The sequence below is a fragment of the Phascolarctobacterium faecium DSM 14760 genome (genome assembly GCF_003269275.1).
GTDB lineage: Bacteria > Bacillota > Negativicutes > Acidaminococcales > Acidaminococcaceae > Phascolarctobacterium > Phascolarctobacterium faecium.
Map to the genome: position 1 here is coordinate 276,425 of NZ_QLTS01000001.1, position 25,951 is coordinate 302,375.

The window sequence follows — 25,951 nt, forward strand, 5'->3', positions numbered from 1 at the left end:
CATCTCACTGCTTCCGTTCCGGGTCCAAATGCAGCACGTTCCATTTTGTCGTAACGTGATAAACACCGTCAAACAGCCTTGTTTTAAACATTCCCGGTCCGTCTTTTGTTTCCATAAACCCTGCGGCCAGTTCTGCCGCCTGCCCCATTATGACTATACCTAAAGCGGCTGCCAGCAATGGGTCTTTTGTTACTGCAGCGCAGCAGGCACATAACGTCGTTGTCATACAGCCGGCTCCTGTGATCTGCGTCAGCAGCTCATGTCCGCCAGTCAGAACTAAAGCCTGTTTCCCGTTGCTGACATAATCAGTAACGCCTGTAACAGCAAAAACACAGTTATATTTTTCCGCAGCGTCCTTCGCTACCCTTAACCCATCAGTCACATTGCCATTTGAATCTACGCCTCTGCCTTCAGCTTTTTCTTCCAATAATGCCAGACATTCAGCGTAATTACCGCGCACGATAGTTACCAGCCCTTCGTTTAAAAGCTTCAGCGCAAAAACTAAACGCAGCTTGGACGCCATAACTCCTACAGGATCTAAAACTACTGCGATGCCTTTATTTTTAGCTGCTGCAGCCGCTGTTTCCATTGCCTGCATTTTTGCTTTGGCAATAGTTCCCAGATTCAATACCAATGCATCAGCATTAGAAGTTATTTCAGCTACTTCCTCTGCTTCATCGGCCATTACCGGCGAAGCACCTGCACACAAAGTGATATTGGCGCAGTCTCCCGCCGTCACATAATTAGTCAAATGATGGATAACAGGCCTTTTTTCACGTACAGCATCAACGATCAAGCCAAATTGCCCTTTGATGACCAAACTCATTTTAACCAGCCTGCCTTTCTGTACAAATCAACAAAATGATGTGTCGGGCCACAGCCGCCGCCGATCGGCAAACTGTATTCTATCGCTTCTGTTACATAAGCCTTCGAAGCCGCAACGGCATCCGCCAGGCTCAGACCCTGGGCAAGGTTTGCCGCCAGCGAACTGGATAATGTGCAGCCGGTACCATGTGTATTTTTTGTGTCGATGCGATCTCCCATAAACCAGCGTTCTGTACTGCCATCAAACAGCAGGTCATCAGCGCTGCCGTTCAAATGACCGCCTTTGACCAAAACAGCTTTAGCACCTAACTCTAAAATACGTTCGGCAACAGGTCGCATTTCTTCCTTCATCGTCACCTTCATACCGCTGATAACTTCTGCTTCCGGCAAATTAGGTGTTACCAGCGTTGCCAGTGGCAGCAGCTCTTGGACCAGTGTCGCACAGGCTTCCGGTGCCAGCAGCGGATAACCGCTTTTAGAAATCATTACCGGGTCCAGCACCACGATCTGCGGTTTATAATAACGCAATCTATCGGCAATCGTTTTGATGATTTCCGGCCTTGATACCATACCTATTTTTACCGCATCAACGCGTATATCGTCAAATACCGCATCGATCTGCGCCTCGATCACCCCAGCGTCTATATCCTGCACCATCGTCACACCCTGTGTGTTTTGCGCTGTTACAGCAGTAATAACGCTCATACCAAAGGTGCCATGTGCGGCAAAGGTTTTCAAATCGGCCTGTATTCCGGCTCCGCCGCTGGAATCACTGCCTGCTATCGTTAATAAATGTTTCATTTCTTCTCCTATCTGCAGACTGTCTTACTAAAATCTTCAGATTCAGTACCGCAAGCAAAACGGGCACGGGCCTAAGAGTAAGCACCATGCCCGTTTAAATTATAAAATTAAAGAACGCTTTTTACTTTAGCAACCAGATTCTCAACAGTAAAACCATATTTTTCCATCATTACATCGCCAGGCGCCGACGCGCCAAAACGATTGATACCCAAAACATTGTCTTCACTGCCGGTATAACGGCTCCATCCTAAAGTAACGCCGGCTTCAACAGCAATCTTCGGCAAACCTTCAGGCAAAACGGAAGCTTTATAATCTGCGCTCTGCATTTCAAAAGTATCCCAGCTAGGCATCGAAACTACACTGACTGCAGTTCCTTCCTTAGCCAAAACAGCCTGCGCCTCCAAAGCCAAATGCACCTCGCTGCCGGTAGCAATAAGCACCGCTTTTGTTTCTCCCTGTCCCGGGTTCAGCACATAAGCGCCTTTATAAGCATTTTCGTGAACGATTGCCGCATATTCGTGTAATACCGGCAATTTCTGACGGCTCAAAAGCAATGCCGTCGGTTTATGTAGATTCATACAAGCCATTTGCCAGGCTGTAGCAGTTTCTAAAGCATCTGCCGGACGGAATACAGACAGTCCCGGAATCATCCGCAGACTCATAGTTTGTTCGATCGGTTGATGAGTTGGGCCATCTTCACCCAAAGCAATACTATCGTGCGTTAAGACAAAAATGGAACGTAATCCCATCAAAGCTGCCATACGGATCGCCGGACGCATAAAGTCGGCAAAAACAAGGAACGTACCACCGAATGGAATAAAACCGCCGTGCAAAGCAATACCATTAAGAACTGTTCCCATAGCATGTTCGCGCACACCGAAATGAATATTACGGCCGCTGCGGTCTGTTTTCGAGAAATAACCGACATTTTTCATCACAGTTTTATTAGAAGGACCCAGGTCGGCACTGCCGCCAACCAGATTCGGCAGCTGCATAACAAGCTTCTGCAGGATATCGCCAGAAGCTTCACGGGTAGCAGTTTTAGCAACATCTTTAAAGATCGCTTCCAAATCGTGCAGATTTACCAGAGCATTGCCGCTGATACGTTCTTCAAGTTCCATTCCCAATTCAGGATAAACAACTTTATAATCAGCCATCAATGCTTCCCAGGCTTTTTGATCGCCTTCGCAATCTTCAATTTTATTTTTGAAATACTGGCTGACAGTCAAAGGCACATAGAACGGTTGACCAACAGGCCAGCCGGCTTTTTCTTTAGTCAGTGCCAAAGCTTCAGCACCCAAAGGCTCGCCATGGCAGGAAGCACTGTCCTGTTTCGGGCTGCCATAACCGATATGAGTACGCACAATGATCAGACTGGGATGCTCGGTATCTGCCTGAGCTTCTTTAACGGCAGCTTCCATAGCTTCAATATCTTCTGAATCAGCTACACGCAGCACCTGCCAGCCATAAGCCTTAAAGCGGGCTTCCACATCTTCAGTGAAAGCGATATCGGTAGAACCTTCAATAGTAATTTTATTATCATCATAAAGGTAGATCAATTTACCCAGACCCAAAGTCCCTGCCAAAGAAGCAGCTTCGCTGGCAACGCCTTCCATCAGGTCACCGTCGGAAGTGAGTCCATAGGTATAGTGATCAATAACAGTAAATTCAGGCTTATTATATTTTGCTGCCAGCATAGCTTCGGCAACAGCAAAACCTACACCCATTGCAAAACCATGTCCCAACGGACCTGTAGACGCATCAACACCTGCTGTATGACCATATTCAGGATGCCCCGGAGTTTTGCTGCCCCATTGACGGAAGTTTTTCAATTCCTCCATCGAAACATCGTAGCCGGCCAGATGCAGCATTGCATACAACAAAGCGCTGCCATGTCCTGGCGACAAAACAAAACGGTCACGATTGAACCAGTTAGGATCTTTTGGATTGTAGTGCATAAAACGGTCCCACAAAGTATACATCAACGGCGCCGTGCCCAAAGGGAAACCAGGATGTCCCGATTTAGCCTTTTCTACCTGGTCAGCCGCCAAAAAGCGTAAAGTATTAACAGATGCATGATCAATAGCCTGCATTTACTGAACCCTCCCAATAACTCATAGTAATATATTAATTATAGCATAAGTTGAAGAAATAAACATCGTGTATTTTCCTGTGTTTTTTATCTTTAGCGGCTTTTATAAGCTTATTCCTTATTTTATTCTGCCGCTTCACTATAATTATAAAACTCACTTTATCTTTATAAGCGTGATTTTCAGTTAAAATAAAATTTTTTTAGGGCTAGCAATAAACACCATAATAGTGTATACTAATACCCGTATTACAGCCACTATTATCATACACTTTATTTATATAGTGTCACTATTGCTTTGTACCTTTGCAGCTTAATCACAGTTATCCTGTAACAGGACATCTCCGACTGCGGTATATCATTTCAATCTGTATACCTTGACGTCGTTAGATATATTTTTAATTATTATTTTATTTCTCGGAGGTGTCTTGATGTTAATGTTTTTAGGTTTTATCGTTTTGATAGCCTGCCTGGTAATCGGCGTTCGCCGCGGCGGTATCGGTCTGGCTACTATTTCTGGTATCGGCCTTGTTTTCTTCATTTTTGTTATGGGCCTGAAACCCGGTAAACCGCCGGTAGACGTTATGCTGACAATTATGGCGGTGGTTACCTGTTCAGCATTTTTACAGGCTTCCAAAGGGCTTGATGTAATGCTGAAATATGCTGAAAAATTCTTGCGCAGCAACCCCAAATATATTACTATCCTTGCTCCGCTCACAACCTGGCTGCTTGCAGTTTTATGCGGCACCGGACATGTAGTTTACGCTATGTTCCCTATTATTTACGATATCGCTATCAAACAAAATATCCGCCCGGAACGGCCGATGTCTGTTGCTTCCATTGCTTCACAAATGGGTGTCTGCGCTTCGCCTGCTTCGGTAGCTGTTGTTTCGGTAGTTGCCATCCTCGGCGCTACAGATCACCCTTTCGGAGTTATGCAGATTCTTTCTATTTCCATTCCTGCTACCTTCATCGGTGTTGTGATAGCCGGCCTTTGGAGCATCAACCGCGGCAAAGATCTTGATAAAGACAGTGAATTCCAGGAAAAAATCGCTGATCCTGAACAAAAAGAGTTTATTTACGGCGGCCTGCAGGAACAAAGCCTTTTAAATATTATCCTGCCTAAAAGTGCCTATCAGGCAGCATTAGTTTTTCTTCTGGGTATCGTTGTGATTGCTATCTTTGGCAGCTTCCCACAATTATTGCCGCACTTTCCCAACGCCAAAGGCGTTTTGAAGCCGTTTTCCATGACACCGACAATCCAGCTGATGATGCTTTCTATTGCCGCTGTCATTATGATCCTGTGCAATGTTAAAACTTCGGAAGTCGCTTCCGGTTCTGTTTTTAAATCAGGTATGACCGCCATTGTTTCAGTTTACGGCGTAGCCTGGATGGCCGATACCTATTTCGGTGCCTATCTGCCCGTAATGAAAAAATCCTTAAGTGACATCGTACTTACTTATCCCTGGATGTATGCGATCGTTCTGTTTTTGGTTTCCAAGCTGATCAATTCACAGGCAGCGGCCGTGACCGTCATCGTACCGATGGCATTAAGCGTTGGCGTCGATCCCTTAGTAATAGTAGGTTTTATGCCGGCAGCTTACGGTTATTTTGTTCTGCCGACTTATCCTTCCGATCTGGCCTGCATCGGCTTTGACCGTTCGGGAACAACACATATCGGTAAATTTATCATCAATCACAGCTTCCTGGTGCCGGGGCTTATTGGCGTAGGCAGTGCCTGCTTTGCCGGGTATATGCTCGTACATATGGTATACTGATCTAATAAGCTTTTGACCCAATCTGTAACAACAAAAGAGTTTATCTCAATAATTGAGATAAACTCTTTTTATTTACTCACACCAACAGCAACGCACAAGCATAAAAAAGCGGTTTGCCATTTTAGCAAACCGCTTTCAGCTTAGTTTTGCAGAAACTACATAAATTATTGAGCTTCCTTAGCTTCGGCAATGATCTTTTCGGCCATTTTCATCGGTACGTCCTCATAATGGTCAAACTTCATTTCAAAAGTACCCAAGCCCTGAGTCAGAGCACGCAGGTCAACCGCATATTCGGAAATCTCGGCATAAGGAACCTGCGCTTTTACGCAGCCCATACCGTCTTCCAAACTCTGCATACCCAAAATACGTCCGCGTTTAGAGTTCAAATCGCCAATAACATCGCCCATCATTGATTCGGCGCAATAAACATCCAAATTATAAACAGGCTCCATTAAAACAGGTTTCGCCTGTTCCATAGCTTTTTTGAACGCCATATTGGAAGCGATCTTAAACGCCATTTCTGAAGAATCGACAGTATGATAAGAACCGTCAAGCAACGTAATGCGAACATCGACTACCGGATACCCGGCCAAAATGCCGTGTTCCATGGACTCACGCATACCTTTTTCAACAGCCGGAATATATTGCCGCGGCACAGCACCGCCGAAAATCTTGTCAACAAACTCAAAGCCTTCTCCTGGCGGCAAGGGTTCCATCTTGATCACAACGTGACCATACTGGCCATGTCCACCGGATTGTTTCTTATGCTTGCCTTCAACCTCCGCCGTTCCGCGGATAGTTTCTCTGTATTCAACGATAGGCGCACGCAAATCGGCTTCCACACCGAATTTACGTTTCATACGCTCCATAATGATCTCGATATGCTGATCGCCCATGCCACTGACCAGAGTTTCCTTCGTCACACTGTTCTTAGTAACAATGATAGTCGGGTCCTCGTCCATCAAACGGTTCAAAGCAGTGGCGATCTTCTCTTCCTCGCCTTTCTTTTTAGCGTAAATGGCACGAGTATACATCGGCAGCGGGAATGCGATCGGCGCAAACAAAACAGGTGAGTTCTTGTCGCTGAGCGTATCGCCGGTAGACGTAAACTGCAATTTAGTAGTAACGCCAATATCACCGGCAACAACTTCCTTCATCGGGATCTGAGTTTTACCACGCATCGTAAAAATACCGCCAATACGTTCTTCTTTTTCACGGCTGGCATTATAAACCATGCTGTCACTCTTGATCGTGCCCGAGAATACTCTAAAGAAGCTCAAACGGCCAACAAAAGGATCAGACGTAGTTTTGAAAACCAAAGCTGCCATAGGTGCGTTAGCATCGCGGATCTCTTCTTCTTCAGTTTCCGGATTCGTAACAACAAAGTCATTCAGAATAGCCGGATAGGTAAAATCGATAATCGCGTTCATAACGCGTCCCAAGCCAATATCTTTATATGCGCTTCCGCAAAGGACAGGGAAAATAATCGCTTGACGAATGCCTTTGATCAGGCAATCCATAATTTCCTCATCGCTGATAGTTTCGCCTTCCAGATAACGCATCATGCAGTCATCATCAGCCTCAACAGCAGCTTCGACCATTTTTTCATGCGCTTCTTTGGCATACTCCAGCATATCTTCAGGAATGTCCATTTCGATGGAATCGTTGCCGTTAGCTTTATAAGCCTTCATTTTGTAGAGGTCGATAACACCGCAGAAATCGGCTTCCTTACCGAGAGGTAATTGCAACGGCAATACACGTTTACCGATCTTAGCACGCAGGTTGTCAAGAATACTATCAAAATCAGCATTTTCACGATCCATCTTATTAACGAAAATGATACGCGGCAAATGTGCTTCTTCTGCCAGCTTCCAGCACTGCTCAGTGCCAACCTGCACGCCCGAAGTAGCGCATACAACGATCAAAGCGCTGTCAACGGCACGGAAAGCGCCTTTGACCTCGGCTACAAAGTCGGCAAAACCTGGTGTATCAATAAAATTGATTTTGGTATCACGCCATTCAACAGGCGCCAAAGTTGCATTGACAGATACGCCGCGTTTGATTTCTTCCGGCTCATAGTCAGTGGTGGTAGCCCCGTCTTCTACCTTGCACATTCTGGAAATTGCTCCCGAACGATACAGTAAGGCTTCGGTAACAGACGTCGTTCCAGCCCCACCGTGACCCACAATGGCCACGTTTCTGATCCTATCTCCAGTATACTCTTTCATGATTACTCCCCCTTGTCCTACAAAATTTGATGTTATTACAATTCGCTGGTTACAAGGGCTTTTCCTGCATTTTAGCTGAAATTTAAGAATTTACCGTTTTTAAAACAACAAAGTGTAACGCAAGTAACAATAATGAAAAATGTATCTGCATTCGCAAAAGCTCTGACCAAACTTATAATTTACCCGTAAAAAAAGCGCAGAAGCAATCTCTGCGCTCAAAAAACTGTCTTCACTCTGTTTTTATACCGTCACCTTCGATCGTTACTTTGACCTGCTCTTCTTTGTCACTGATGCGGCTGTCCGTAACACGCCGCTTGATACTTTGCTGTTCCGGCCTGTTTTCCCGCTCGGCAACAGCAAGATTGACCAGTGCATTCTGATAGATACCTTCCTGCGGCAAGTTAGAAAGATCAGGCGGCTGCGGCGGTTTATCATTTTTATTGACTACCAGCGCGGCAGCATTGCTGTCTGCCTGTTTGATTTCATAATTAGCCAGCGTCTTATCCAAACTGCCGTTAATAGCAAATTTTCCCGCAGTTTTACCATCTGCGTCAGTAGTAAAATGCAGATCACTATCAAGTTCTACACCCAAATCTTCCCAACGTTCACCGCCAACTAAACCGCTGATAGAACCTGTAAAATCAGGCAATACTGAATTCGCATCTATTTCAAATCCATCGGCAGTTACAGTCAGCTGCGCTTTATTGATAATAAATTTAGTCCCATCATTGACGATTTCTATATCATAGCCGTCCTGCCCGGAATACAGTAAATCATTCAAATCATAATCACCGGCGTTCTTTTTAGATCCCACCAAAATACCGTCTGCCAACCCACTCAAACCGGCATTTTGTTCAGAACCATTGTAAACAGTATCGCCCCCTGTAATAGAGTCTCCGTCAATAGTGATTTTTTTCAAAAACCCTTCTAAAAGCGGGTCTGTGTAACCGTTATAGAATTTCCAGGAATCTTTGGAAGCTGTATCTAACCCTTTTTCAAAATCTTTACCAAATTCTGCCAGAGTGAGCAACGTACCACTACCAAATTTTTTATAACCTAAGATTGTATCGCCGCTTCTGACTGCATAATAGGCATTAGAAACAGCACCGCTATTTTCAACAACAATAACATTTCTATAATCTCCACCTGAAACTTTACCAATATTATAAACGTTTTTTATTTCGCCATCATTAATTGCAGCAATACCACCAACATACTCACTACCGTTACCATTAATAGTACCTGTATTATAAGCATTACTTAGAGTCCCGCTATAATTTTGGCCTACGATACCACCAACATTATATCCCATACTATCAACAATTCCACTATTATAAACGTTATTAATATTACCGCTATCATTAATCCCAGTAATTCCGCCAGTTACCGTATCATAACCCTTTCCTTTAATCTCGCCTTTATTGTATGAATCAAAAATATCTTTTATATTCTCGCCTACTATTCCGCCAAGATAATCACCATAACCCGTAGCATTCCCATTATTAAAGCTGTTCTTTATGCTACCATTATTATATCCGACAATTCCACCTGCAGCAGAATAATCACCTTTACCTGTAACTGCACCATCATTATCAGAATAACTGATCACACCGCCGTTATCATTATAGCCGGCAATACCGCCAATACGTGCACTTGTATTAGTTTTATCATTGACTGAGCCGCTATTATGTGCATCAGTTACAGTTCCTTTATTATAACCGACAATGCCGCCAATATTGGCACTATCATTCTGACTGCTTATTTCCATTTCAATATTGAAAACATTTTTCAATGACCCAAGATTTTCCCCTGCAATGCTGCCGACGCTCCCACCACTGGAATTAGTATAATTAGTTATGCTTCCATCCTGCAGAGTCAGATTATGCACAAAGGCATTTGTATTCAAGACATCAAATAGCCCCGCATTACTCTGCGTTCCATCGGCAGTATTAATATTGATATGCAAATCTTTAATAACAAAACCCGCCCCATCAAGGCTGCCATTAAAGCCGCCTATATTAAATGGCATGCTTGTAAAATTACCAATTGGATTAAATCCACTGCCGCTATTCCAGCGCTTGGTCACATCGGCATCAATGTCGCCAGCAAGCATATAATCACCCTGAATGTAATCGCCGTTTATATTCTTATCGATCGCCTGCAGTTCATAAATATCATGTACCAGCATAGCATCGGTTATATTTTTACTGTTACCGCGCAGATCCTGCACAGCAGCTCCAGCCAAAACAGTACTGCCTTTAGTACCGGTGCCAGTCGTATAATCGCTGACCGTATGTCCGCCAGGCGCATCGTCACCAACATTTATTGTAGTCTTATCCGTAACTTCATAGCCTACTGTCACTTTATTATCAGCACGCAGAGTAATATTGCCATTACCGCTTGATTTCAGCATATGGGCATTGAGCAGCGAAATATTATCTCCTTCAAGAAGGATTTTATCAGCAGTCAGCTCACCCAGATTAATAATATCGCCACGAACTTTTTGCGCAGCTTCAGGACTCAATGTGCTAAAAGCAGTCCCGTCAAAACTTTTTCTGTTATCTATCGTCCGGGTCGATGCCGTCAGCTCGCCTACATTGACACTGGCTGTTGCACCAAACAGGATACCGTTGGGGTTAACTAAAAATACATGTACGCCGCTGCCGCTGATGTTACCAAAAATCTCGCTTTTAGTATTGCCTGTAACGTAATTCAACACGGCCTGCATCCCACTAAACTTAACCGATTCGCCCTGAGCCACGTTAAAACTGTTCCAGTCGATCGCCACATTACCACTGCCAGTGATATTCATCTGATCACCGCCAGGCGTGCCTATACTGCCAGTTCCGGCCACGACCTGCCCACCCTGCGGTAAAGCATAACCCCAATTAGGCAGCAGCAGTATTCCACCGCTCAACACCGCTGCCAATATCTGTTTATGTAATAATAATTTATTTTTCTTCATGCTTCCCTATCTCCTTCTGCTGTTTTTTAGAACAGTTTATAGGCTAAAAACCATACCCGACCGTTTTTATCGTTTTCTTCGCTTTGATAAACTTCGCCATTAAGCTTGCGGGCATAATCAACTCTCAAATAATAGTCATTTGGTCTGGCATATTGCACGCCAACTCCCCAGCCTGCCAAGTTCCGATGATCGCCTATATTTTTATTTAACTCTACCTCGCCCCAGTCGATAAAAGTTGCCAGACTGAGATTAGCTATAGGCGTAGCGTAGCGCAGCTCTGCAGTTGCCTGATAACCGCTGCTGCCGCTGGCTTCGCCCTGCGGATAGGCGCGTATGCCGTCAGCGCCGCCTAAACTGAACTGTTCACTGCCATCCAGATCTTTGCTGGCTAACTGACTGTGCAAATTGATATGCAGGTTCACTGTGTGTCCCAAACTTTGGATATGATTAATATCTGTATTGAATTTATGATAAGTACCTTCGTTGCCAACATTGATATCGTCGTAAGTCAATCTGCCGGTATAATACAGCGCGCTGTAACCAGTATAACTGCCCATACCTCTGCTGTTGCCAACAATGCCCAAGTGCAGGGCGTTACTGTGTTTTTCAGTACTGCTGCCAAACGTCCGCAATTCATCTTGCAGTTGCCGGTTATCGTAACCATAAGCCGCTGCCAAATAGTTACGGCTGGTATTGATAAAAGGCGTACTGCCGTAGATACTGAAGGTCTTGGCCCTGCCGACAGCGTCCAGAATATTATAAAAACCGCTCAGACTATAATCCATCAGACTGTAGCTTATTCCTAACCGGCTGCCGCTGCTGCCCAAAGGCATTTCATACCCCAGGTTGTAGTTATGCAGATCGCTGTTAGTCAGCATCCCGCCCAAAAACAATTTATCACCGATATGTCCAGGATCGTTGAACGTTGTCTGAAAACCATAACGGTAGCGGCCGCTATACTTACCGCCATGATTATCTGTATATAAAATAGTATCTGCCTGCTTTTTATCGGCCAGCGTCACTGTTAAATCGCTGCTGCCTCCTTCTGTCCCAGCACTGAGAATACCGGCCGCAGCGATTCCCGGCAAGTCATTCAGATTATTCAGCACTGTTTCCAAAGGTCCATTTTTGATAATGCTGCCCGCTTTAAGACCGCTCAAAAATCTTTCTGCCTGCCCTCCACTGAGCCGGGATCGATTATTTATTTTTATTTCTCCTATCGTCCCAAGCAAAATACGGATCTCTACCACGCCATTTTGGATATCCTGCTGAGGTAAAAAAGCTGTAGCAACTGTATATCCCTGATTACGGCAATAGTCTGTAACTAAGTCAGCCGCCTGCTGCAATTCACTGATAGTTATATCTCTACCCATATAGTCTTTAGTAAGTTCTGCAAAAACCGTCGTGTCGATTTTATCCTGCCCGGTAAACTTAAAGCAGCTGAGCATAAACGTCTGCTCGCCCTGCACCTTACTATCGGCAGCAGTACTATATACTTCTGCCTGCTGCTCTGCCTGGCTGCGGTTCTGCTCCAATGCCCGCACCTGCGGATCGCTGCCTGGTAAAGCTGCCGCCGCCCAGACGGTTGATGTCATGCCTAAAGTTAAAGCTACTGCCATACTTTTTCCTGCTAATTTTAACAATGTCTTCTCTCCTTCGCTGTCTTATTATATTTACGTTTAGATTTTATTTTATGTTCTTTAATTATCAACTGTTTTTTATAGCTAAAATATTTAAAACATTTGTTTTAGCAATATACATTATCATTATAGCACTTGTGTACCCCCCCACAAGACATACAAGAACTTTTTTACGACGCAGTTTGTTGCCGTTATTGCCCATAAGGTTTGCTAGCCGCCAAAGTTTTAAATTATTATCAGCCTGCAACTGCCATTACGGTGCAGCTTATTTATTAAAACCGCTTTCAATAAACAAAAACCGCCTGCATTTTAAACAGGCGGTAAAAACAACAAAAAACGCAGACTGTCAGAAGCAGTCTGCGTTCAAATCACTTATTAAGTTTTAGGCTTATATCTTTCAAGCTTTACTTTGAGCTTATACAGTTCAGAATTTAAAGACAACGTTCACACTTGCTGTCACACCCTGTTTTTTGCCTAACCAATTCTGCAGCCCCAATTCTATATCAGTCCCGTTTTCTCCATCAGCTTTCAAAACATAGCCAATTTCAAACATTCCACTGCTGCCTTTAATGCTTGGTGAAGGCGTACTTAACCCCTTGACTGTTGCACGTGCTGTTCCATCAAATTCATATTCGTATGCCATACCAACATAACCCGTGCCATGCTTGCCGAAGTCCTTGCTCAACCTGCCGCCGACACGTGCTCTGGTACTGTCCACAGCGTCAAATTCATACACCTCTCCATTGCCTTTCCCACCCAAAGCTACACTGTCGCTTCCCTGATGGTTATAAAGCACTTTTAAATATATGTCGGATCGTACCTTTTCATCCAGACTGCTAACTTTACCGACGCCTAAATGCGCCCCATAATAACTGCTGCTGCTGTCATAGCTGCTATAAACCTTATTCCCGTCCGCGCCGATCATATCACCGCTTCTATAATCAGATTCAAGGCGGCCATATCTTAAACTGCCATCGTAGTAAACACCATTATTATTATCCTGACGTACAAACGCTCCTACACCATAGTATTTGGTATTACCGTCACTGCGGACCCCACTGTCAAGATGACTAGTGTAATTGCCCCAGCCATATTCTGCAAAGGGACCGTAGGTTAGCTTACCAGCGTTATTTTTAACGGCTTTTGCTGCCCCTAATGCCAGGTTATAGCCGTGAACATCAGTATACGACCCACTTTTATAACGCATATTGCCGCCACTTGAAGCGCCAAACATTTCGGCCTGCCCATTGCCGCCCGCTGCCTGAACTGCATTGGCAATGCCTGTACCGCTGACATTGTCCGCACCACTATTCACAACAGCCGATGCCGCCGCTCTGGTCTCTACGGGTGATTTACTTTGCTCTGTCACTTTACCGCCTGTTCCGCCAGTCCCTCCAGTCCCATCAGTACTGCCTATACTATTGACTGTTGCAGATAATTTCTTCCCGTCATCTTCAACTAACGCGCCAAAATCATAAATGACACTTACACCCTGCTGGATTTTACCATAAGTGAGACCAGCGTCAGCCTTGATGCCATTTTTATTTGCAAACAAATAAATCTTGTCCCCTGCCTGCAGTGCCGGTGCAGAGCCAACCACACCGACATTTATCTTGCTTCCTGACAGATCAGTGCCACTCTTATCTGTCAGCGTCAGAACCGTTTCACCCGCACTTATATCTTCCGGTAAATAGAAATTATAGTATTCAAAATTTTTAACATTTACTGTTGTCAAATTCTTGGTATGAATATTCAGTGTATTGCCCGAAAAAACGTCTTTATCTGCATTTCCTGAAAAACCGCCGTAAATCACAGTATCAAAAAGTGGATCTACGCCATCACGGCTGGCTATCGTAACACTATTTCCAGTAGCTGAACCATTCTTACTGTAGCCGCCATAAAAACCTCCCCAAACCTTTCCCCAATCTCCGTCAATAAAATTACCGCCATTGATCACCAGCGTATTACCTGTGGCATCACCGTTACTTGTACTGTAACCGCCATAAATACTGCCATATTCCCCTGATGTAAAACTGCCGCCGTTTATTTCTACATAATTATTATTAACGTTACTTTTGCCGTAGCCGCCATAAACAGATTTTAATGTTCCTGCATTTATGATTACACGGTTCTCCTCTACAACACCACTGCCCTTACTATAGCCGCCATAAATGTTTGCATTGGCAGTACCGCTGTTAAAGGTAAGTACATTCCTGCGGACCGCACCGGCGCCGTTATCAATAAAGCCACCAATAACCATCTGAACAGAAGCGTTCTCCGTGATCGTTACCGTATTTTCTGTAACGTCACCACTGCCAGCCTCGATATAGCCGCCAATAACACGCCCCATTTGAGCTAAAACAGCATTACCGCCGACAATTACCTGGTTGGCTGTGACAGAGCCGTTTGCCCCGCTGCCGCCGTAAATATAATTTACCTTGGTATCTCCGGTAGCTGTAACGATATTTTTCTGAACAAGCGCATCATAATCACTATTCCCTCCGCAAAGATCTGATACTATCTTGCCGCCATTGCACACTATCTCATTTTCTTCAACGACCTTACTCCCGGCTGCACCTTTTCCACCATAAACAGGTCCGCTGATATCACTGTCTCTTTCTATCACGACTTTATTTTTTCTGACGCTGCTGCCGCCATCACCGCCGGTGATGCCTGCTGCAATACCGGCAATAGTAACAGTATTAGCCTCTACTACACCGCTGCCCGTAGTAAGACCACCTTTTATATAACGCACTTCAGCACCTTGTTCAATACTAATGCTGTTGTTTTTTACATCATTATCGTTCGCTGAAGTTTCTATTATCCCACCGGTAATATCCTTTGCCACTGCGCCAGCTACTACAGTAACTGTATTATCAGTCACGGCATTTGTAGCATCTGTGCCGCCATAAATACTTGTACTGCTGTTGTTTTCATCAATGACTACATCAGATCCGCTGCTGCTGTTGCCGATATAACAATCTTTCCATTCAACAAGCGTACCTCCGCTGTTAGCCCAAGCTGTATTATAGTTACAGCTGCTGAGCATTGCCCCTGCCAGCAATGCATTCAAAATTTTTTTGTTTAAAATTCTCCCATTTTTTCTCACATGCAACTCTCCTTGTATTATATACTCAGGGTTTAAAGATAACCCGCAAAACCAGCAGTCTGATATGTACCTCATAAAATAATACAGCTTTTAGCTAACTGCTCTTTATTTGCATCATATTTTTGATTTAAAATAATATTTTATTTGTAATAGTTTTATTTTTACCATTATAGCACTTCTGTACCCCCCCACAAGACATACAGGAACTTTTTTACGACGCAGTTTGTTGCCGTTATTGCCCATACGGTTTGATAGCCGCCAAAGTTTTAAATTATTATCAGCCTACAACTACCATTACGGTGCAGCTTATTTATTAAGACCGCTTTCAATAAACAAAACCGCCTGCATTTTAAACAGGCGGTAAAAACAACAAAAAAACGCAGACTGTCAGAAACAGTCTGCGTTCAAATCACTTATTAAGTTTTATTTCAGCATTTCCAATACACATAAAGCGCTTAGAGTTTTAGAATCGAAGATATCTCCTTCCAGCACCATTTCCCTGACCTGCTGCGGCGTTAATTTTACGACATCGATAAACTCATCTTCATCAGTATGCTGGTCGTGTTTTTCCAAACCGCGCGCCGCATACAGGTGAATAACTTCATCAGTGAAGCCAGGTGTAGTAACGATAGAAGTCAGCCTTTGCCATTCCTTCGCACTATAACCGGTTTCTTCCGACAGTTCCCGCTCAGCACATACGTCCGGTTCTTCACCCGGGTCAAGTTTCCCTGCCGGGATCTCATACATTACTGTTCCCACAGGATAACGGTATTGTTTTACAAAAATAATACTGCCATCGTCTAAAATAGGAACAATAGCTACAGCCCCCGGATGATGGATCAGTTCACGTGTCGTTTCTCTTCCGTTCGGCAAGATTACCGAATCAATATTCACCTGCAGCAGACGTCCTGAAAATCCCACTTTACTGCAGATAAAGGTTTCATCTAAATTTGCCTGATGAATTTTTTTCATAGCTCTCACCTTGCCTGTTTATTTTTAGCAGCCGCTGCTAAAAGCTCTTTAGCATTAGCGTAGGCTACTTCGCTGACATTATCGCCGACTGTCATCCTCATCAGTTCCTGGATACGGCCTTCTTCATCCAGTACAGTCAACCCTGTTGAAGTTCGTCCGCCTGTACTTTCCTTGCGGATCAGAAGATGCCTGTCAGCAAAAGAAGCTATCTGTGGCAAATGCGTGATACACAGTACCTGTCCTACCTTGGCAATAACGGCGATCTTTTCGGCCATTTTCTGTGCGGTAACGCCGCCGACGCCTGTATCGATCTCGTCAAAAACCATTGTCGGTACACCGCTGGCATTTAGAAGCACCGTTTTAATAGCCAGCGCCACACGTGACAGCTCGCCGCCGGAAGCGACTTTTAACAAGGGTCTGATCGGTTCTCCCAGGTTAGCTGTAAACAGGAAGGTCAATTCATCCTTACCTGTTTTAGTCAGGGTGTCTTTAGCAGTTACCTCGATCTCAAACCTGCCTTCCGGCATTGCCAGATCATGGATATGTGCCGTAACTTTAGATGCCAGCCGCCCGGCATATTTAGCGCGCAGCTGAGATAAGCTTTGCGCCTGCTGTTCTAATTCACCTTTTTGCTGCGCCAGCAGCTGTTTGGTTTTAGCAATGTTGCTTTCCAGCTGCGCCAATTCATCGGCCTGCTGCTGTGCCTGCTCTAAGTATGCAGTGATCGCTTCATAGCTGTCGCCGTATTTTTTCTGCAGACGATACCACAGATCCAAGCGTTCCTCTACATAAGCTGCTCTTGCAGCATCATATTCCTCGCTGCTTAGATAATCGCTCAGCTCACGCCGGCATTCATCCAATGCGATCCAGCTGCCTTCCAGGCTTTCACACGCATTATGCAGCCGTTCATCATAACGCACAACTGCCGCCAGCTGATCTTTAGCTGCCGCCAAATTATCAAGAATACCTCTTTCGCTGTCAAGATATTCATGAGCACTGTTGACTGCTGTCATGATCTTGCCGCTGTTCTGCAGACGTTTTACCTCTTCCTGTAAGGCTTCAAGTTCGCCTGCTTCCAATGCGGCCTCAGTAATTTCTTTGATTTCCCATTCCAGACGGTCTAAAATGCGTTCCCGCTCACTGCCGGTTTGCTCCAGCTGTGTCAGCTTCGCCTGCGTAGTCAGATAGGCTGTATACAGCTCCCGATACGTTTTACGCACAGGAGCAATCTCTTCCCGTCCATACAAATCGACCAATGCCAACGGTGCATCAGACTTTAGAAGCGCCTGGTTTTCATGCTGGCCATGAATATCGACCAAAAGTTCGCTGAAGCTTTTGAGTACTGCCAATGGTACCTGCACGCCGTTAACTGTAGCCTGGCTTTTGCCGTTGGCTAAAATACGCCGCCTCAAAAACAGTTCGTCCTCTTCGTCTATCCCCTGCTCTGCCAGCAAAGACTTAACTGCTTCTATCCCGCTGATATCGAATACCGCCTGCACCCAAAAGGAATCAGCTCCGCTGCGGATATAGTCCGCCGAAGCCCGATTACCCAGCACGACGCCAAAAGCATCGATCAGAATAGACTTACCTGCACCGGTCTCACCTGTAAAAATATTGAAACCGGGGGCAAAATCTATTTTCGCATCTTCAATTAAAGCAAAATTATGCACATGCAAAGATTGCAGCATCGTTAAACGACCTCGTCCTATCAGCGATTATTAAAGCGTTCCATAAAGGTTACAGTGTTATCTTTTGAATCGACAGCAACAAAAATAGTATCATCACCAGCAACAGTCCCCAAAACCTCCGGCCATTTCATATAATCAATAGCATAAGCTACCGATTGTGCAGTACCGGGAAGGCTGCGGACAACTACCAGATTTTCTGAGGCACGCATACCTATGATAGAATCCTGGAAAGTACGTTCCAGACGTCCGGGAGTCAGCAGCATATTATGTTCTTTAGGAAAAGCATAATGATAATTGCCTTCGGCATCCGGAACTTTAATGAGCATCAGCTCTTTGATGTCGCGGGAAACAGTAGCCTGAGTTACCTCGATACCGTCGTGGCGTAAAGCAGCCGCCAAATCTTCCTGAGTTTCGATTTTGCTGTGTTCGATGATTTCTTTGATCTTGCCGTGTCTGATACCTTTCACGTCTCTCACCTCATATCTGTATTTGTAAGCGGTTGGGTATTTTAAAGCATTTCCGTATTACGGATCAGCTTTTCCTGCCAGGTTTCATAATAACTGCGGCCATTGAGCCTGATAAAAGTTACTTTGTCAGGGCTTTTGGCAATTCTTACTGTATCATTTTCCGCTATCGATGCTACTATTTCTCCATCCGCCGAAAGCAACAGTTCTTCATAGGGTGGAATAGCATTCAGTTCTATGACCCTGTCCATCGGAATCAAAAGCGGTCTTGTATAAAGCGCATGAGCGCAGATAGGTGTAATAATAGTAACATCGAGGCTGGGATGTACAAGCGGCCCCCCTGCCGATAACGAATACGCAGTAGAGCCTGTAGCCGTTGCCATGATGATACCGTCAGCGGCATAATTGCCCGAACGTTTGCCATTGACCTTCAGACTGAGATGCGCCAGCTTTGAAAAATGCCCCTTGGCCACTACCATATCGTTTAAGGCGTGAGCGTCAATCAAAACCTTACCGTCACGCCAAACACAGGCCTGCAGCTGACTGCGCTCTTCCAGCACATATTCTCCGGCCGTCAGCTTGGATAAGGCTTCCGGCAGTTCTTTGAGTTCTATTTCCGCTAAAAAGCCTAATTTCCCAAAATTGACACCAAATACAGGGATTTTCAGCGGCGCCAAAAATCTCGTCATCTGCAGCAGCGTACCATCGCCGCCTAAAGATACCGCCATATGCATCTGCTTCAGGCTTGCCCTGTCGCAAACGTCGTAGCTGGGCCTGTCCTGATAATCCAGACGCTGCGGCAGTACCGCCTCGATCTCAGCCTTATCGCACAAATCCAACACTTTCGGCAAACTGTTTTTGACATTTTCTTTTTTCATATTGGGGAATATCCCCAACCGTAATTTATTCATAAAAGCCTCGCTGTTTCTACTCCTGGGTCTGTGGTTTATCCAAATCACCATGTGATTTGGATACAAGCTCGTCAATCATAGTTTCACTTACCGCATTGTCATCACCCAGTGTCAGATGCAGTAAGTACTCAATATTGCCTTCAGGCCCTTTGATAGGAGAAAAATCCAGTCCGGCAATACCAAAACCTTCTTCTTTAGCAAAAGCTACTACTTTTTTGATAACGTCGGCATGTACCTTAGGGTCGCGTACGACACCTTTTTTTCCGACGTTTTCTTTGCCGGCCTCAAACTGCGGCTTAACAAGCGCAATAACAAATCCAGTTGGCTTAAGCAGTTTATGTACCGCCGGCAGCACCTTATCCAAAGAAATAAATGCCACGTCGATAGTTGCTGCGTCTACCAGTTCTCCCAAGCTTTCAGCTTCAAGATAGCGCACGTTAGTGCGTTCCATATTTACGACACGCTCATCACTGCGCAGCTTCCAGGCCAGCTGACCATAGCCTACATCAACGGCGTACACTTTAACAGCGCCATTCTGCAGGGCACAGTCGGAAAATCCGCCTGTGGAAGCGCCGATATCCGCAACAGTTTTACCTTCTACGCTGATGGGGAATATCTGCAATGCCTTTTCCAATTTCAGCCCACCGCGGCTCACATATTTAAGTTTTTCGCCCAGCAGGCGTATCGCTGCCTCTTCGGGAACCTGTGTCCCCGGTTTATCTATTTTCTGTTCATTGACCAGCACCTGACCTGCCATAATAGCAGCCTGAGCCCTTGCCCGGCTTTCAAAAAGTCCTCTGGCTGTCAGCAGTGCGTCTAATCGTTCTTTTTTCACTTTGCTTCTCCGGCACCTTTCACCAAAGCAGTAATTTTTTCTTTTATACTTTCTGTATCTAAACCCAGATCCCGGAACAAATATTTTTTGTCACCATGCGGTACAAATTCGTCAGGGAGTCCCAAATTTAAGACCTGCACCTTTTGCATCAGACCGGCTTTATTAAGCAGCTCTAAAACTGCAGAGCCAACACCGCCAGCCAGCACGCCTTCTTCCAGGGTGACCAGTTTTCCATATTTTTCGGCCGCCTGAACGATCAATTCTTCATCAAGAGGTTTGGCAAAACGCAGATTGATCACACCAGCCTGAATACCGTTTGCCGCCAAAGCATCAGCAGTCCGCAAAGCTGTTTGCACCATGCTGCCGATCGCCAGCAGGCAAACATCGGTACCTTCCCGCAAAAGCTCACCTTTACCAATAGGAAGTTCTTTCAGTTCGTCTTCACAGTCAACGCCAATACCGCTGCCGCGCGGATAACGGATCGCGATCGGTCCGTTGAATTGTAATGCCGTGTTCAGCATCTGACGAAGTTCGTTTTCGTCCTTAGGTGCCATAATCGTCATCCTGGGCATCGAACGCAGATAAGCATAATCAAAAACACCATGATGTGTAAAACCGTCGTCACCGACGATACCGGCACGGTCAAGGCACATCGTTACATGCAGATCCTGCATGCAGATATCGTGCAGCACCGAATCATACGCTCTTTGTAAAAATGTAGAATACACCGCAACAACGGGCTTCATTCCAGCAGCCGCCATACCGGCAGCCGCAGTAACAGCATGCTGCTCAGCGATACCTACGTCCAAAAAGCGCTGCGGATAGCATTCGGCAAATTTGTTAAGACCTGTGCCGTCAGGCATAGCCGCTGTGATAGCAACAATATCTGCATCTTGTTCAGCTAGTTCGACCAAAGTTTTACCAAACATTTCCGTGTAAGCGATCGGAGCCTGCGGATCGGTGATTTTTTTACCTGTTGCAATCTCAAACGGACCCGTGCCATGAAATTTATTCGGACTTTTTTCTGCAGGTTCATAGCCTTTACCTTTTTTAGTGATCACATGCACTAAAACAGGACCATCGACATGCTTTGCCGCTTCCAAAACCTCCAGCAGCTTATTCAAATCATGGCCGTCAATCGGGCCAAGATATTTAAAGCCCAACTCTTCAAAAACAGAGCTTGGTACCATCAGGTACTTTACACTGCCTTTAACACGTTCGATAGCATTTAAAACATCAGTGCCGAAGTCCAGGCTTTTCAGCCAGCCTTCAACATCGTGTTTGATTTTGTTATAGGTTTCACCTGTGCGCAGATCGCACAAATACTGTGACATCGCGCCGACATTTTTAGAAATAGACATTTCGTTGTCGTTTAAAATAACGATCATTTTTTTATGCAGATCGCCGGCATTATTCAAAGCTTCAAAAGACATACCGCCAGTCATCGAACCATCACCGATAACGGCAATAACATTATTATCTTCACCTTTAAGATCACGTGCTACAGCCATCCCCAAAGCAGCTGAGATGGATGTGCTGGAATGTCCTGTACCAAAAGCATCGTGCTCGCTTTCTTTACGCTTCGGGAATCCTGACAGGCCTTTATATTGCCGCAGCGTCGGAAACTGGTCCTTACGCCCCGTCAGTATTTTATGGATATATGACTGATGGCCTACGTCCCAGATAATTTTATCCTTCGGTGTCGTAAATACTTTATGCAAAGCCAAAGTCAGTTCTACCACACCTAAATTAGGAGCTAAGTGGCCGCCGTTTTTAGAAACGACATCAATGATCAGCTGCCTGATCTCGCCTGCTAAAAGCTTCATTTCATCCAGAGTCAGCATTTTCAGATCTGCGGGAGAATTTATTTTTTGCAATAATTGCTCATTTTGCATTCAGCAATCCGCCTTTCTTCTCAATAACAAATAACTTAGCTTTTACGCCCGCACATCATTTTTGTAATCTCACGCAGAGCTTCGGCATTTTCTCCAAACATTTCCAGACAGCCCAGCGCCTCGTCAACAGTTTTCTGAGCCAGCGCTTTGGCGCCTTCCAGAGTATATAAGGTCACATAAGTGGACTTATGCTTTTTCTCATCACTATGCGCTGCCTTGCCCATCTGAGCAGCATCACCCTCGACATCAAGGATATCGTCTGTGATCTGGAAAGCAAGACCCAGAAGATCGGCAAATTTTGTCAAAGCCAGCAGTTCATCACTGGCAGCACCAGACAATCGCGCACCACTGCGAACTGCCGCAATGAAAAGTGCTCCTGTTTTGCCTGCATGCAGCTTACGCAGTTCTTCTTCACTGATCTGCCTGCCTTCGGAATCAAGATCAATGACCTGACCGCCGACCATACCGAAGTTTCCGGCACACATTGCCACTTCGCGCACAGTTTCGACCAAAACTTCCGCCGGTACGTTTTTTTGTTCCAGCATCACTTCAAAAGCAAGGGTCAGTAAAGCGTCACCAGCCAAAAGCGCCAGCGCTTCCCCAAAAACCTTGTGGTTGGTCAAACGGCCGCGACGATATTCATCATCATCCATACAAGGCAGATCATCATGGATCAGCGAATAGGTGTGGATCATTTCTAAACCACAGGCTACCGGCAGAAAATTATAACCGCTGACACCCAAAGCATCGGCTGTTGCCATTAAAATTATGGGACGGATACGCTTGCCACCTGCCAGCAGGCTGTAAGCCATTGCTTCATCGACACGCGAGATGCCCTTTTTTTCCAAACGTTTTTCCAGAAAAGTATTGACCAGCTTCTGCCTGTCTTCGTAATACTTATTAAAATCCATGTCAATCCTCCAGCTCTGCGAATGTTTCCAGTTCATATTCGTTATCGTCGTCAGCAGCAACGACGATTTTTTCTACTTCCTGCTGCACCGTATTGAGTTTAGTCATGCATACCTTACTCAAAGCAACGCCCTGCTGAAACGCTGCCAGCGCTTCTTCCAGCGGCAGTTCTCCACTTTCCAGCAGCTGTACCTGCTGTTCCAGCTCGGCCAACGCTTCTTCAAACTTTATGTTTTTGGCGATTTTTTTCATCGTCATTGTTTTTCACGCCTTTCTACCTGCTGCACAACCGATATCACATCACCGTCAGCAACCTGAGTCCTGAGTTCTTCTCCCCAGCGCACATCTGCGATACTGCGCAAAGCCCTGCCTGAGTCTGTCTTGGTTATCGAATAACCTCTGGCAAGTACCGTCAGCGGTGATAAAGCATCAAGCCGCGCTGCCAGCAGTCCAAACTTGTGCTGCCGTTTCTGCAGAATACTTTCCATCCTGCCCTGCAGCTGCCGCATCGCCATATCCGTACGCTGCTGCAATGGCTCCAGCCAGCGTTCCGGCTTGGCTAAAGCCCATGATCCCTGAAGACGCTGCAGCTTATGCTGCGCCTGTTCCAGTTGATGCACAAGCACCCGCTCGCCGCGTGCTGTCAGTTCCTCAACATAGCGCAGATACGAATCAGCATCTGCAACAACCAGCTCAGCAGCCTGTGAAGGCGTAGCTGCCCTGCGGTCAGCAGCAAAATCTGACAATGTAAAATCAGTTTCGTGCCCTACTGCTGAAACTACTGGTATTTCAGACGCAGCAATAGCACGCACAACAGGCTCTTCATTAAAAGCCCACAATTCTTCTATGGAACCGCCGCCGCGTCCAACGATCAGGACATCAGCCAAACGGTGTTTATTCATAAACCGGATCGCCCTGACAATTTCAGCACCAGAACCATCTCCCTGCACCTTGACAGGAAACAGCAACAGCTTGATGCCGCGATTGCGCCGCTGCGCGACAGTAATCATATCACGTACAGCAGCACCGGAAGGCGATGTTATCATTCCAACTGTTTTAGGGTTCAGCGGCAGTTCACGTTTACGTTCACTGTCAAACAACCCCTCCTCAGTCAGTTTTTTCTTTAATTCTTCATAAGCCAGCATCAGATCTCCAGCACCTAACGGCAGCAGCAGGTCTGTATAAAGCTGATAAACGCCATCGCGCTCGTACACTCCGACACGCCCGATAGCAACAACAGTATCACCGTTTTGCGGTTCAAATCGCAGACTGCGCGCCTGATTGCGAAACATAACTGCTTTAAGTACGCCGCCGGCATCTTTCAAGGTAAAATAACAATGCCCTGAAGAATAACGTTTAAAATTAGAGATTTCACCCTGGATCTGGATATTAGTAAAAGTACGATCGCCCTCCAGCAGGCTTTTGATCATCAAATTCAATTCACTTACGGAATAAATTACTTCATTCATAACTGCTTTCTCCCTGCCTGAACGCATAAGCAGCGCAGCCGGCAGCATTATCGGGGCTAAACCGGCTTTCGGGTATCCAGACCCTGATCCTGCGTTTAGCAAGCTTTTCTATCATATGACGGCGGATATAAGCATTAGAAACCACACCGCCTACCAGCAAAACATCAAAAATTTCTTTCTGCGCTGCCACGTTACGGATCATCCTGACAAAGGTTTCTGCCAGGGCATATTGCACACCTGCCGCCAAAGCTGCAGGATCAGCGCCAGCCTCGATTTTACGCAAAGCAGCAGTAGCAGGCCCGGATAAACTGACGTCACCCTGACGTACTGCTACCGGCAATTCGATGCAATCGGCCGCAGTTGCCGCCAGTTGTTCTAAAGCGGCTCCTGCCGGAAACTGCAGTCCCAACGCAACACCTACTCTATCAACAAACTGACCGGCATGCAGATCTTTGCTGCCGCCTGCCTGTGTCAGTGCATAAGTGCTGTCAGTTTGTTTTTCCGCTAATAATAAGTCAGTAGTACCGCCGGAAGCATGTAAAAGCAGAAAACGGTCGGCATCAGGCCCCTGCGCTGACCACAATCCGGCTTCCAAATGATTTTCCTGATGGCTGATCTGCCATAACGGAATTTCGTTTACAGCCGCTAAAGAGCGCGCCAGGCCCAACCCAACCAAAAATGCTGGCATATACGAATCTTCCAAGGGCCGCGGGCGGGCAGAAACACCGATACCGATGACTTTCAGCGGCTTTTTTAAAACCTCTTCCAGCAAAATCGGCAGGTTACGCGTATGCTGAAACACCATCTCCGACTGCTGCAGACCTCTGCAGCCCGGTTTCACTTGTAAAATCCTGCGGGCCTCACCTACCAGTCCGCCTTCTCTGCCGATCAGTGCGACCGACGTTGTATAGCAGCTGGTATCAATGCCCAGATAGACCTCATTTTTAGACATCACTGCGAACCATTTTACCTAGAACTCCGTTGATAAACCGCGGAGTATCATCTGTTCCATAAATTTTCGCTATTTCCACAGCTTCGTTGATTGCCACATTAGGCACCAGCTTTTCTGCTGCAAAAAACATTTCATAAACGGCGACCCGCAAAATATTACGGTCGACAGCCGGCATACGCTCCAAGGTCCAGTCAATAGCATACTCACTGATCCTGGCATCTATCGCTTCACTATTAGCCAAAACACCATTTAAAACATCTTGTGCATACTCTTTGGCTTTTTCAGCACTTTTATCAGACCGTTCTTCAACAGCAGCATTCAACGCTGCCTCACAGTCGACCTGAGCAAAATCTATCTGAAACAAACTTTGTAAAACCAATTCCCTTGCAATCCTGCGAATCATATTAGCCCTCTCTTGTCT

At 45.7% G+C, this 25,951-nt stretch carries 19 protein-coding genes; 1 reads left to right on the forward strand and 18 read right to left on the reverse strand.

Going from position 1 to position 25,951, the window contains the following annotated elements; translation table 11 throughout:
• Positions 1-4 precede the first annotated feature (4 nt).
• The 3 genes from thiM to tkt form a co-directional block, all read right to left on the reverse strand.
• On the reverse strand, positions 5-826 hold the full coding sequence (gene thiM, locus C8D73_RS01320; protein ID WP_113077077.1) for a hydroxyethylthiazole kinase: 822 nt from the start codon (positions 824-826) through the stop codon (positions 5-7).
• Positions 823-1,626 (reverse strand): bifunctional hydroxymethylpyrimidine kinase/phosphomethylpyrimidine kinase, encoded by an 804-nt coding sequence (thiD, locus tag C8D73_RS01325; RefSeq protein ID WP_046431616.1) that lies wholly within the window; start codon positions 1,624-1,626, stop codon positions 823-825. Before thiD ends, thiM begins: the two co-directional genes overlap by 4 nt.
• Positions 1,627-1,733: 107 nt before the next feature.
• Positions 1,734-3,719, reverse strand: a complete 1,986-nt coding sequence (gene tkt, locus C8D73_RS01330) for a transketolase (RefSeq protein WP_021718319.1) — start codon at positions 3,717-3,719, stop codon at positions 1,734-1,736.
• 427 nt (positions 3,720-4,146) lie between these two features.
• On the opposite strand from tkt, the gene C8D73_RS01335 reads away from it, so the two are divergent.
• A complete protein-coding gene (locus tag C8D73_RS01335) occupies positions 4,147-5,493 on the forward strand; it encodes an anaerobic C4-dicarboxylate transporter (protein WP_021718318.1) in 1,347 nt (448 codons plus the stop codon).
• Positions 5,494-5,657: 164 nt separating this feature from the next.
• Here the strand turns inward: C8D73_RS01335 and fusA are convergent, their stop codons facing one another.
• The 15 genes from fusA to nusB all read right to left on the reverse strand — a co-directional run bounded on the left by fusA (position 5,658) and on the right by nusB (position 25,933).
• Positions 5,658-7,721 carry an elongation factor G gene (gene fusA, locus C8D73_RS01340; protein WP_113077078.1) on the reverse strand — a complete coding sequence of 688 codons (2,064 nt, stop codon included), beginning with the start codon at positions 7,719-7,721 and terminating at the stop codon, positions 5,658-5,660.
• A 229-nt stretch (positions 7,722-7,950) separates the two neighbouring features.
• Positions 7,951-10,686: a two-partner secretion domain-containing protein gene (locus C8D73_RS01345; protein ID WP_113077079.1), complete on the reverse strand. Its 2,736-nt coding sequence runs from the start codon at positions 10,684-10,686 to the stop codon at positions 7,951-7,953.
• A 26-nt stretch (positions 10,687-10,712) separates the two neighbouring features.
• Positions 10,713-12,305 carry a ShlB/FhaC/HecB family hemolysin secretion/activation protein gene (locus C8D73_RS01350; protein ID WP_146739212.1) on the reverse strand — a complete coding sequence of 531 codons (1,593 nt, stop codon included), beginning with the start codon at positions 12,303-12,305 and terminating at the stop codon, positions 10,713-10,715.
• A gap of 445 nt (positions 12,306-12,750) precedes the next feature.
• Positions 12,751-15,435, reverse strand: a complete 2,685-nt coding sequence (locus C8D73_RS01355; protein ID WP_170123147.1) for an autotransporter outer membrane beta-barrel domain-containing protein — start codon at positions 15,433-15,435, stop codon at positions 12,751-12,753.
• 423 nt (positions 15,436-15,858) lie between these two features.
• Positions 15,859-16,407 (reverse strand): NUDIX domain-containing protein, encoded by a 549-nt coding sequence (locus tag C8D73_RS01360; protein ID WP_113077082.1) that lies wholly within the window; start codon positions 16,405-16,407, stop codon positions 15,859-15,861.
• Between the two features lie 5 nt (positions 16,408-16,412).
• Positions 16,413-18,095 carry a DNA repair protein RecN gene (gene recN / locus C8D73_RS01365; protein WP_113077083.1) on the reverse strand — a complete coding sequence of 561 codons (1,683 nt, stop codon included), beginning with the start codon at positions 18,093-18,095 and terminating at the stop codon, positions 16,413-16,415.
• Between the two features lie 20 nt (positions 18,096-18,115).
• Positions 18,116-18,562 (reverse strand): arginine repressor, encoded by a 447-nt coding sequence (gene argR, locus C8D73_RS01370; protein ID WP_021718314.1) that lies wholly within the window; start codon positions 18,560-18,562, stop codon positions 18,116-18,118.
• Positions 18,563-18,603: 41 nt separating this feature from the next.
• Positions 18,604-19,470 (reverse strand): NAD(+)/NADH kinase, encoded by an 867-nt coding sequence (locus tag C8D73_RS01375; RefSeq protein WP_021718313.1) that lies wholly within the window; start codon positions 19,468-19,470, stop codon positions 18,604-18,606.
• A 16-nt stretch (positions 19,471-19,486) separates the two neighbouring features.
• Positions 19,487-20,305 (reverse strand): TlyA family RNA methyltransferase, encoded by an 819-nt coding sequence (locus C8D73_RS01380; protein WP_113077084.1) that lies wholly within the window; start codon positions 20,303-20,305, stop codon positions 19,487-19,489.
• Positions 20,302-22,200 carry a 1-deoxy-D-xylulose-5-phosphate synthase gene (gene dxs, locus C8D73_RS01385; RefSeq protein ID WP_113077085.1) on the reverse strand — a complete coding sequence of 633 codons (1,899 nt, stop codon included), beginning with the start codon at positions 22,198-22,200 and terminating at the stop codon, positions 20,302-20,304. Before dxs ends, C8D73_RS01380 begins: the two co-directional genes overlap by 4 nt.
• A gap of 35 nt (positions 22,201-22,235) precedes the next feature.
• Positions 22,236-23,111 (reverse strand): polyprenyl synthetase family protein, encoded by an 876-nt coding sequence (locus C8D73_RS01390; protein ID WP_113077086.1) that lies wholly within the window; start codon positions 23,109-23,111, stop codon positions 22,236-22,238.
• A gap of 1 nt (position 23,112) precedes the next feature.
• Complete coding sequence (gene xseB, locus C8D73_RS01395; RefSeq protein ID WP_021718309.1) at positions 23,113-23,367, reverse strand: exodeoxyribonuclease VII small subunit; 255 nt, start codon at positions 23,365-23,367, stop codon at positions 23,113-23,115.
• The gene (gene xseA, locus C8D73_RS01400) at positions 23,364-24,578 is read right to left on the reverse strand and encodes an exodeoxyribonuclease VII large subunit (protein ID WP_113077087.1); all 1,215 of its coding nucleotides are present in this window, start codon (positions 24,576-24,578) and stop codon (positions 23,364-23,366) included. The genes xseB and xseA overlap by 4 nt, the downstream gene beginning before the upstream one ends.
• Entirely contained in the window at positions 24,571-25,530 is a 960-nt protein-coding gene (locus C8D73_RS01405; protein ID WP_113077088.1) for a Kae1-like domain-containing protein, read from the reverse strand. Before C8D73_RS01405 ends, xseA begins: the two co-directional genes overlap by 8 nt.
• Complete coding sequence (gene nusB / locus C8D73_RS01410) at positions 25,523-25,933, reverse strand: transcription antitermination factor NusB (protein ID WP_021718306.1); 411 nt, start codon at positions 25,931-25,933, stop codon at positions 25,523-25,525. Before nusB ends, C8D73_RS01405 begins: the two co-directional genes overlap by 8 nt.
• Between the last annotated feature and the right edge of the window lie 18 nt (positions 25,934-25,951).

Coding starts and splice junctions, on each gene's coding strand:
- dxs (WP_113077085.1), bottom strand. CDS start 22,200: ATGCAAAATGAGCAATTATTGCAAAAAATAAATTCTCCCGCAGATCTG.
- C8D73_RS01350 (WP_146739212.1), bottom strand. CDS start 12,305: ATGGCAGTAGCTTTAACTTTAGGCATGACATCAACCGTCTGGGCGGCG.
- C8D73_RS01405 (WP_113077088.1), bottom strand. CDS start 25,530: ATGTCTAAAAATGAGGTCTATCTGGGCATTGATACCAGCTGCTATACA.
- C8D73_RS01360 (WP_113077082.1), bottom strand. CDS start 16,407: ATGAAAAAAATTCATCAGGCAAATTTAGATGAAACCTTTATCTGCAGT.
- C8D73_RS01375 (WP_021718313.1), bottom strand. CDS start 19,470: ATGAATAAATTACGGTTGGGGATATTCCCCAATATGAAAAAAGAAAAT.
- xseA (WP_113077087.1), bottom strand. CDS start 24,578: ATGAATGAAGTAATTTATTCCGTAAGTGAATTGAATTTGATGATCAAA.
- C8D73_RS01390 (WP_113077086.1), bottom strand. CDS start 23,111: ATGGATTTTAATAAGTATTACGAAGACAGGCAGAAGCTGGTCAATACT.
- tkt (WP_021718319.1), bottom strand. CDS start 3,719: ATGCAGGCTATTGATCATGCATCTGTTAATACTTTACGCTTTTTGGCG.
- thiM (WP_113077077.1), bottom strand. CDS start 826: ATGAGTTTGGTCATCAAAGGGCAATTTGGCTTGATCGTTGATGCTGTA.
- nusB (WP_021718306.1), bottom strand. CDS start 25,933: ATGATTCGCAGGATTGCAAGGGAATTGGTTTTACAAAGTTTGTTTCAG.
- C8D73_RS01335 (WP_021718318.1), top strand. CDS start 4,147: ATGTTAATGTTTTTAGGTTTTATCGTTTTGATAGCCTGCCTGGTAATC.
- C8D73_RS01345 (WP_113077079.1), bottom strand. CDS start 10,686: ATGAAGAAAAATAAATTATTATTACATAAACAGATATTGGCAGCGGTG.
- xseB (WP_021718309.1), bottom strand. CDS start 23,367: ATGACGATGAAAAAAATCGCCAAAAACATAAAGTTTGAAGAAGCGTTG.
- recN (WP_113077083.1), bottom strand. CDS start 18,095: ATGCTGCAATCTTTGCATGTGCATAATTTTGCTTTAATTGAAGATGCG.
- thiD (WP_046431616.1), bottom strand. CDS start 1,626: ATGAAACATTTATTAACGATAGCAGGCAGTGATTCCAGCGGCGGAGCC.
- fusA (WP_113077078.1), bottom strand. CDS start 7,721: ATGAAAGAGTATACTGGAGATAGGATCAGAAACGTGGCCATTGTGGGT.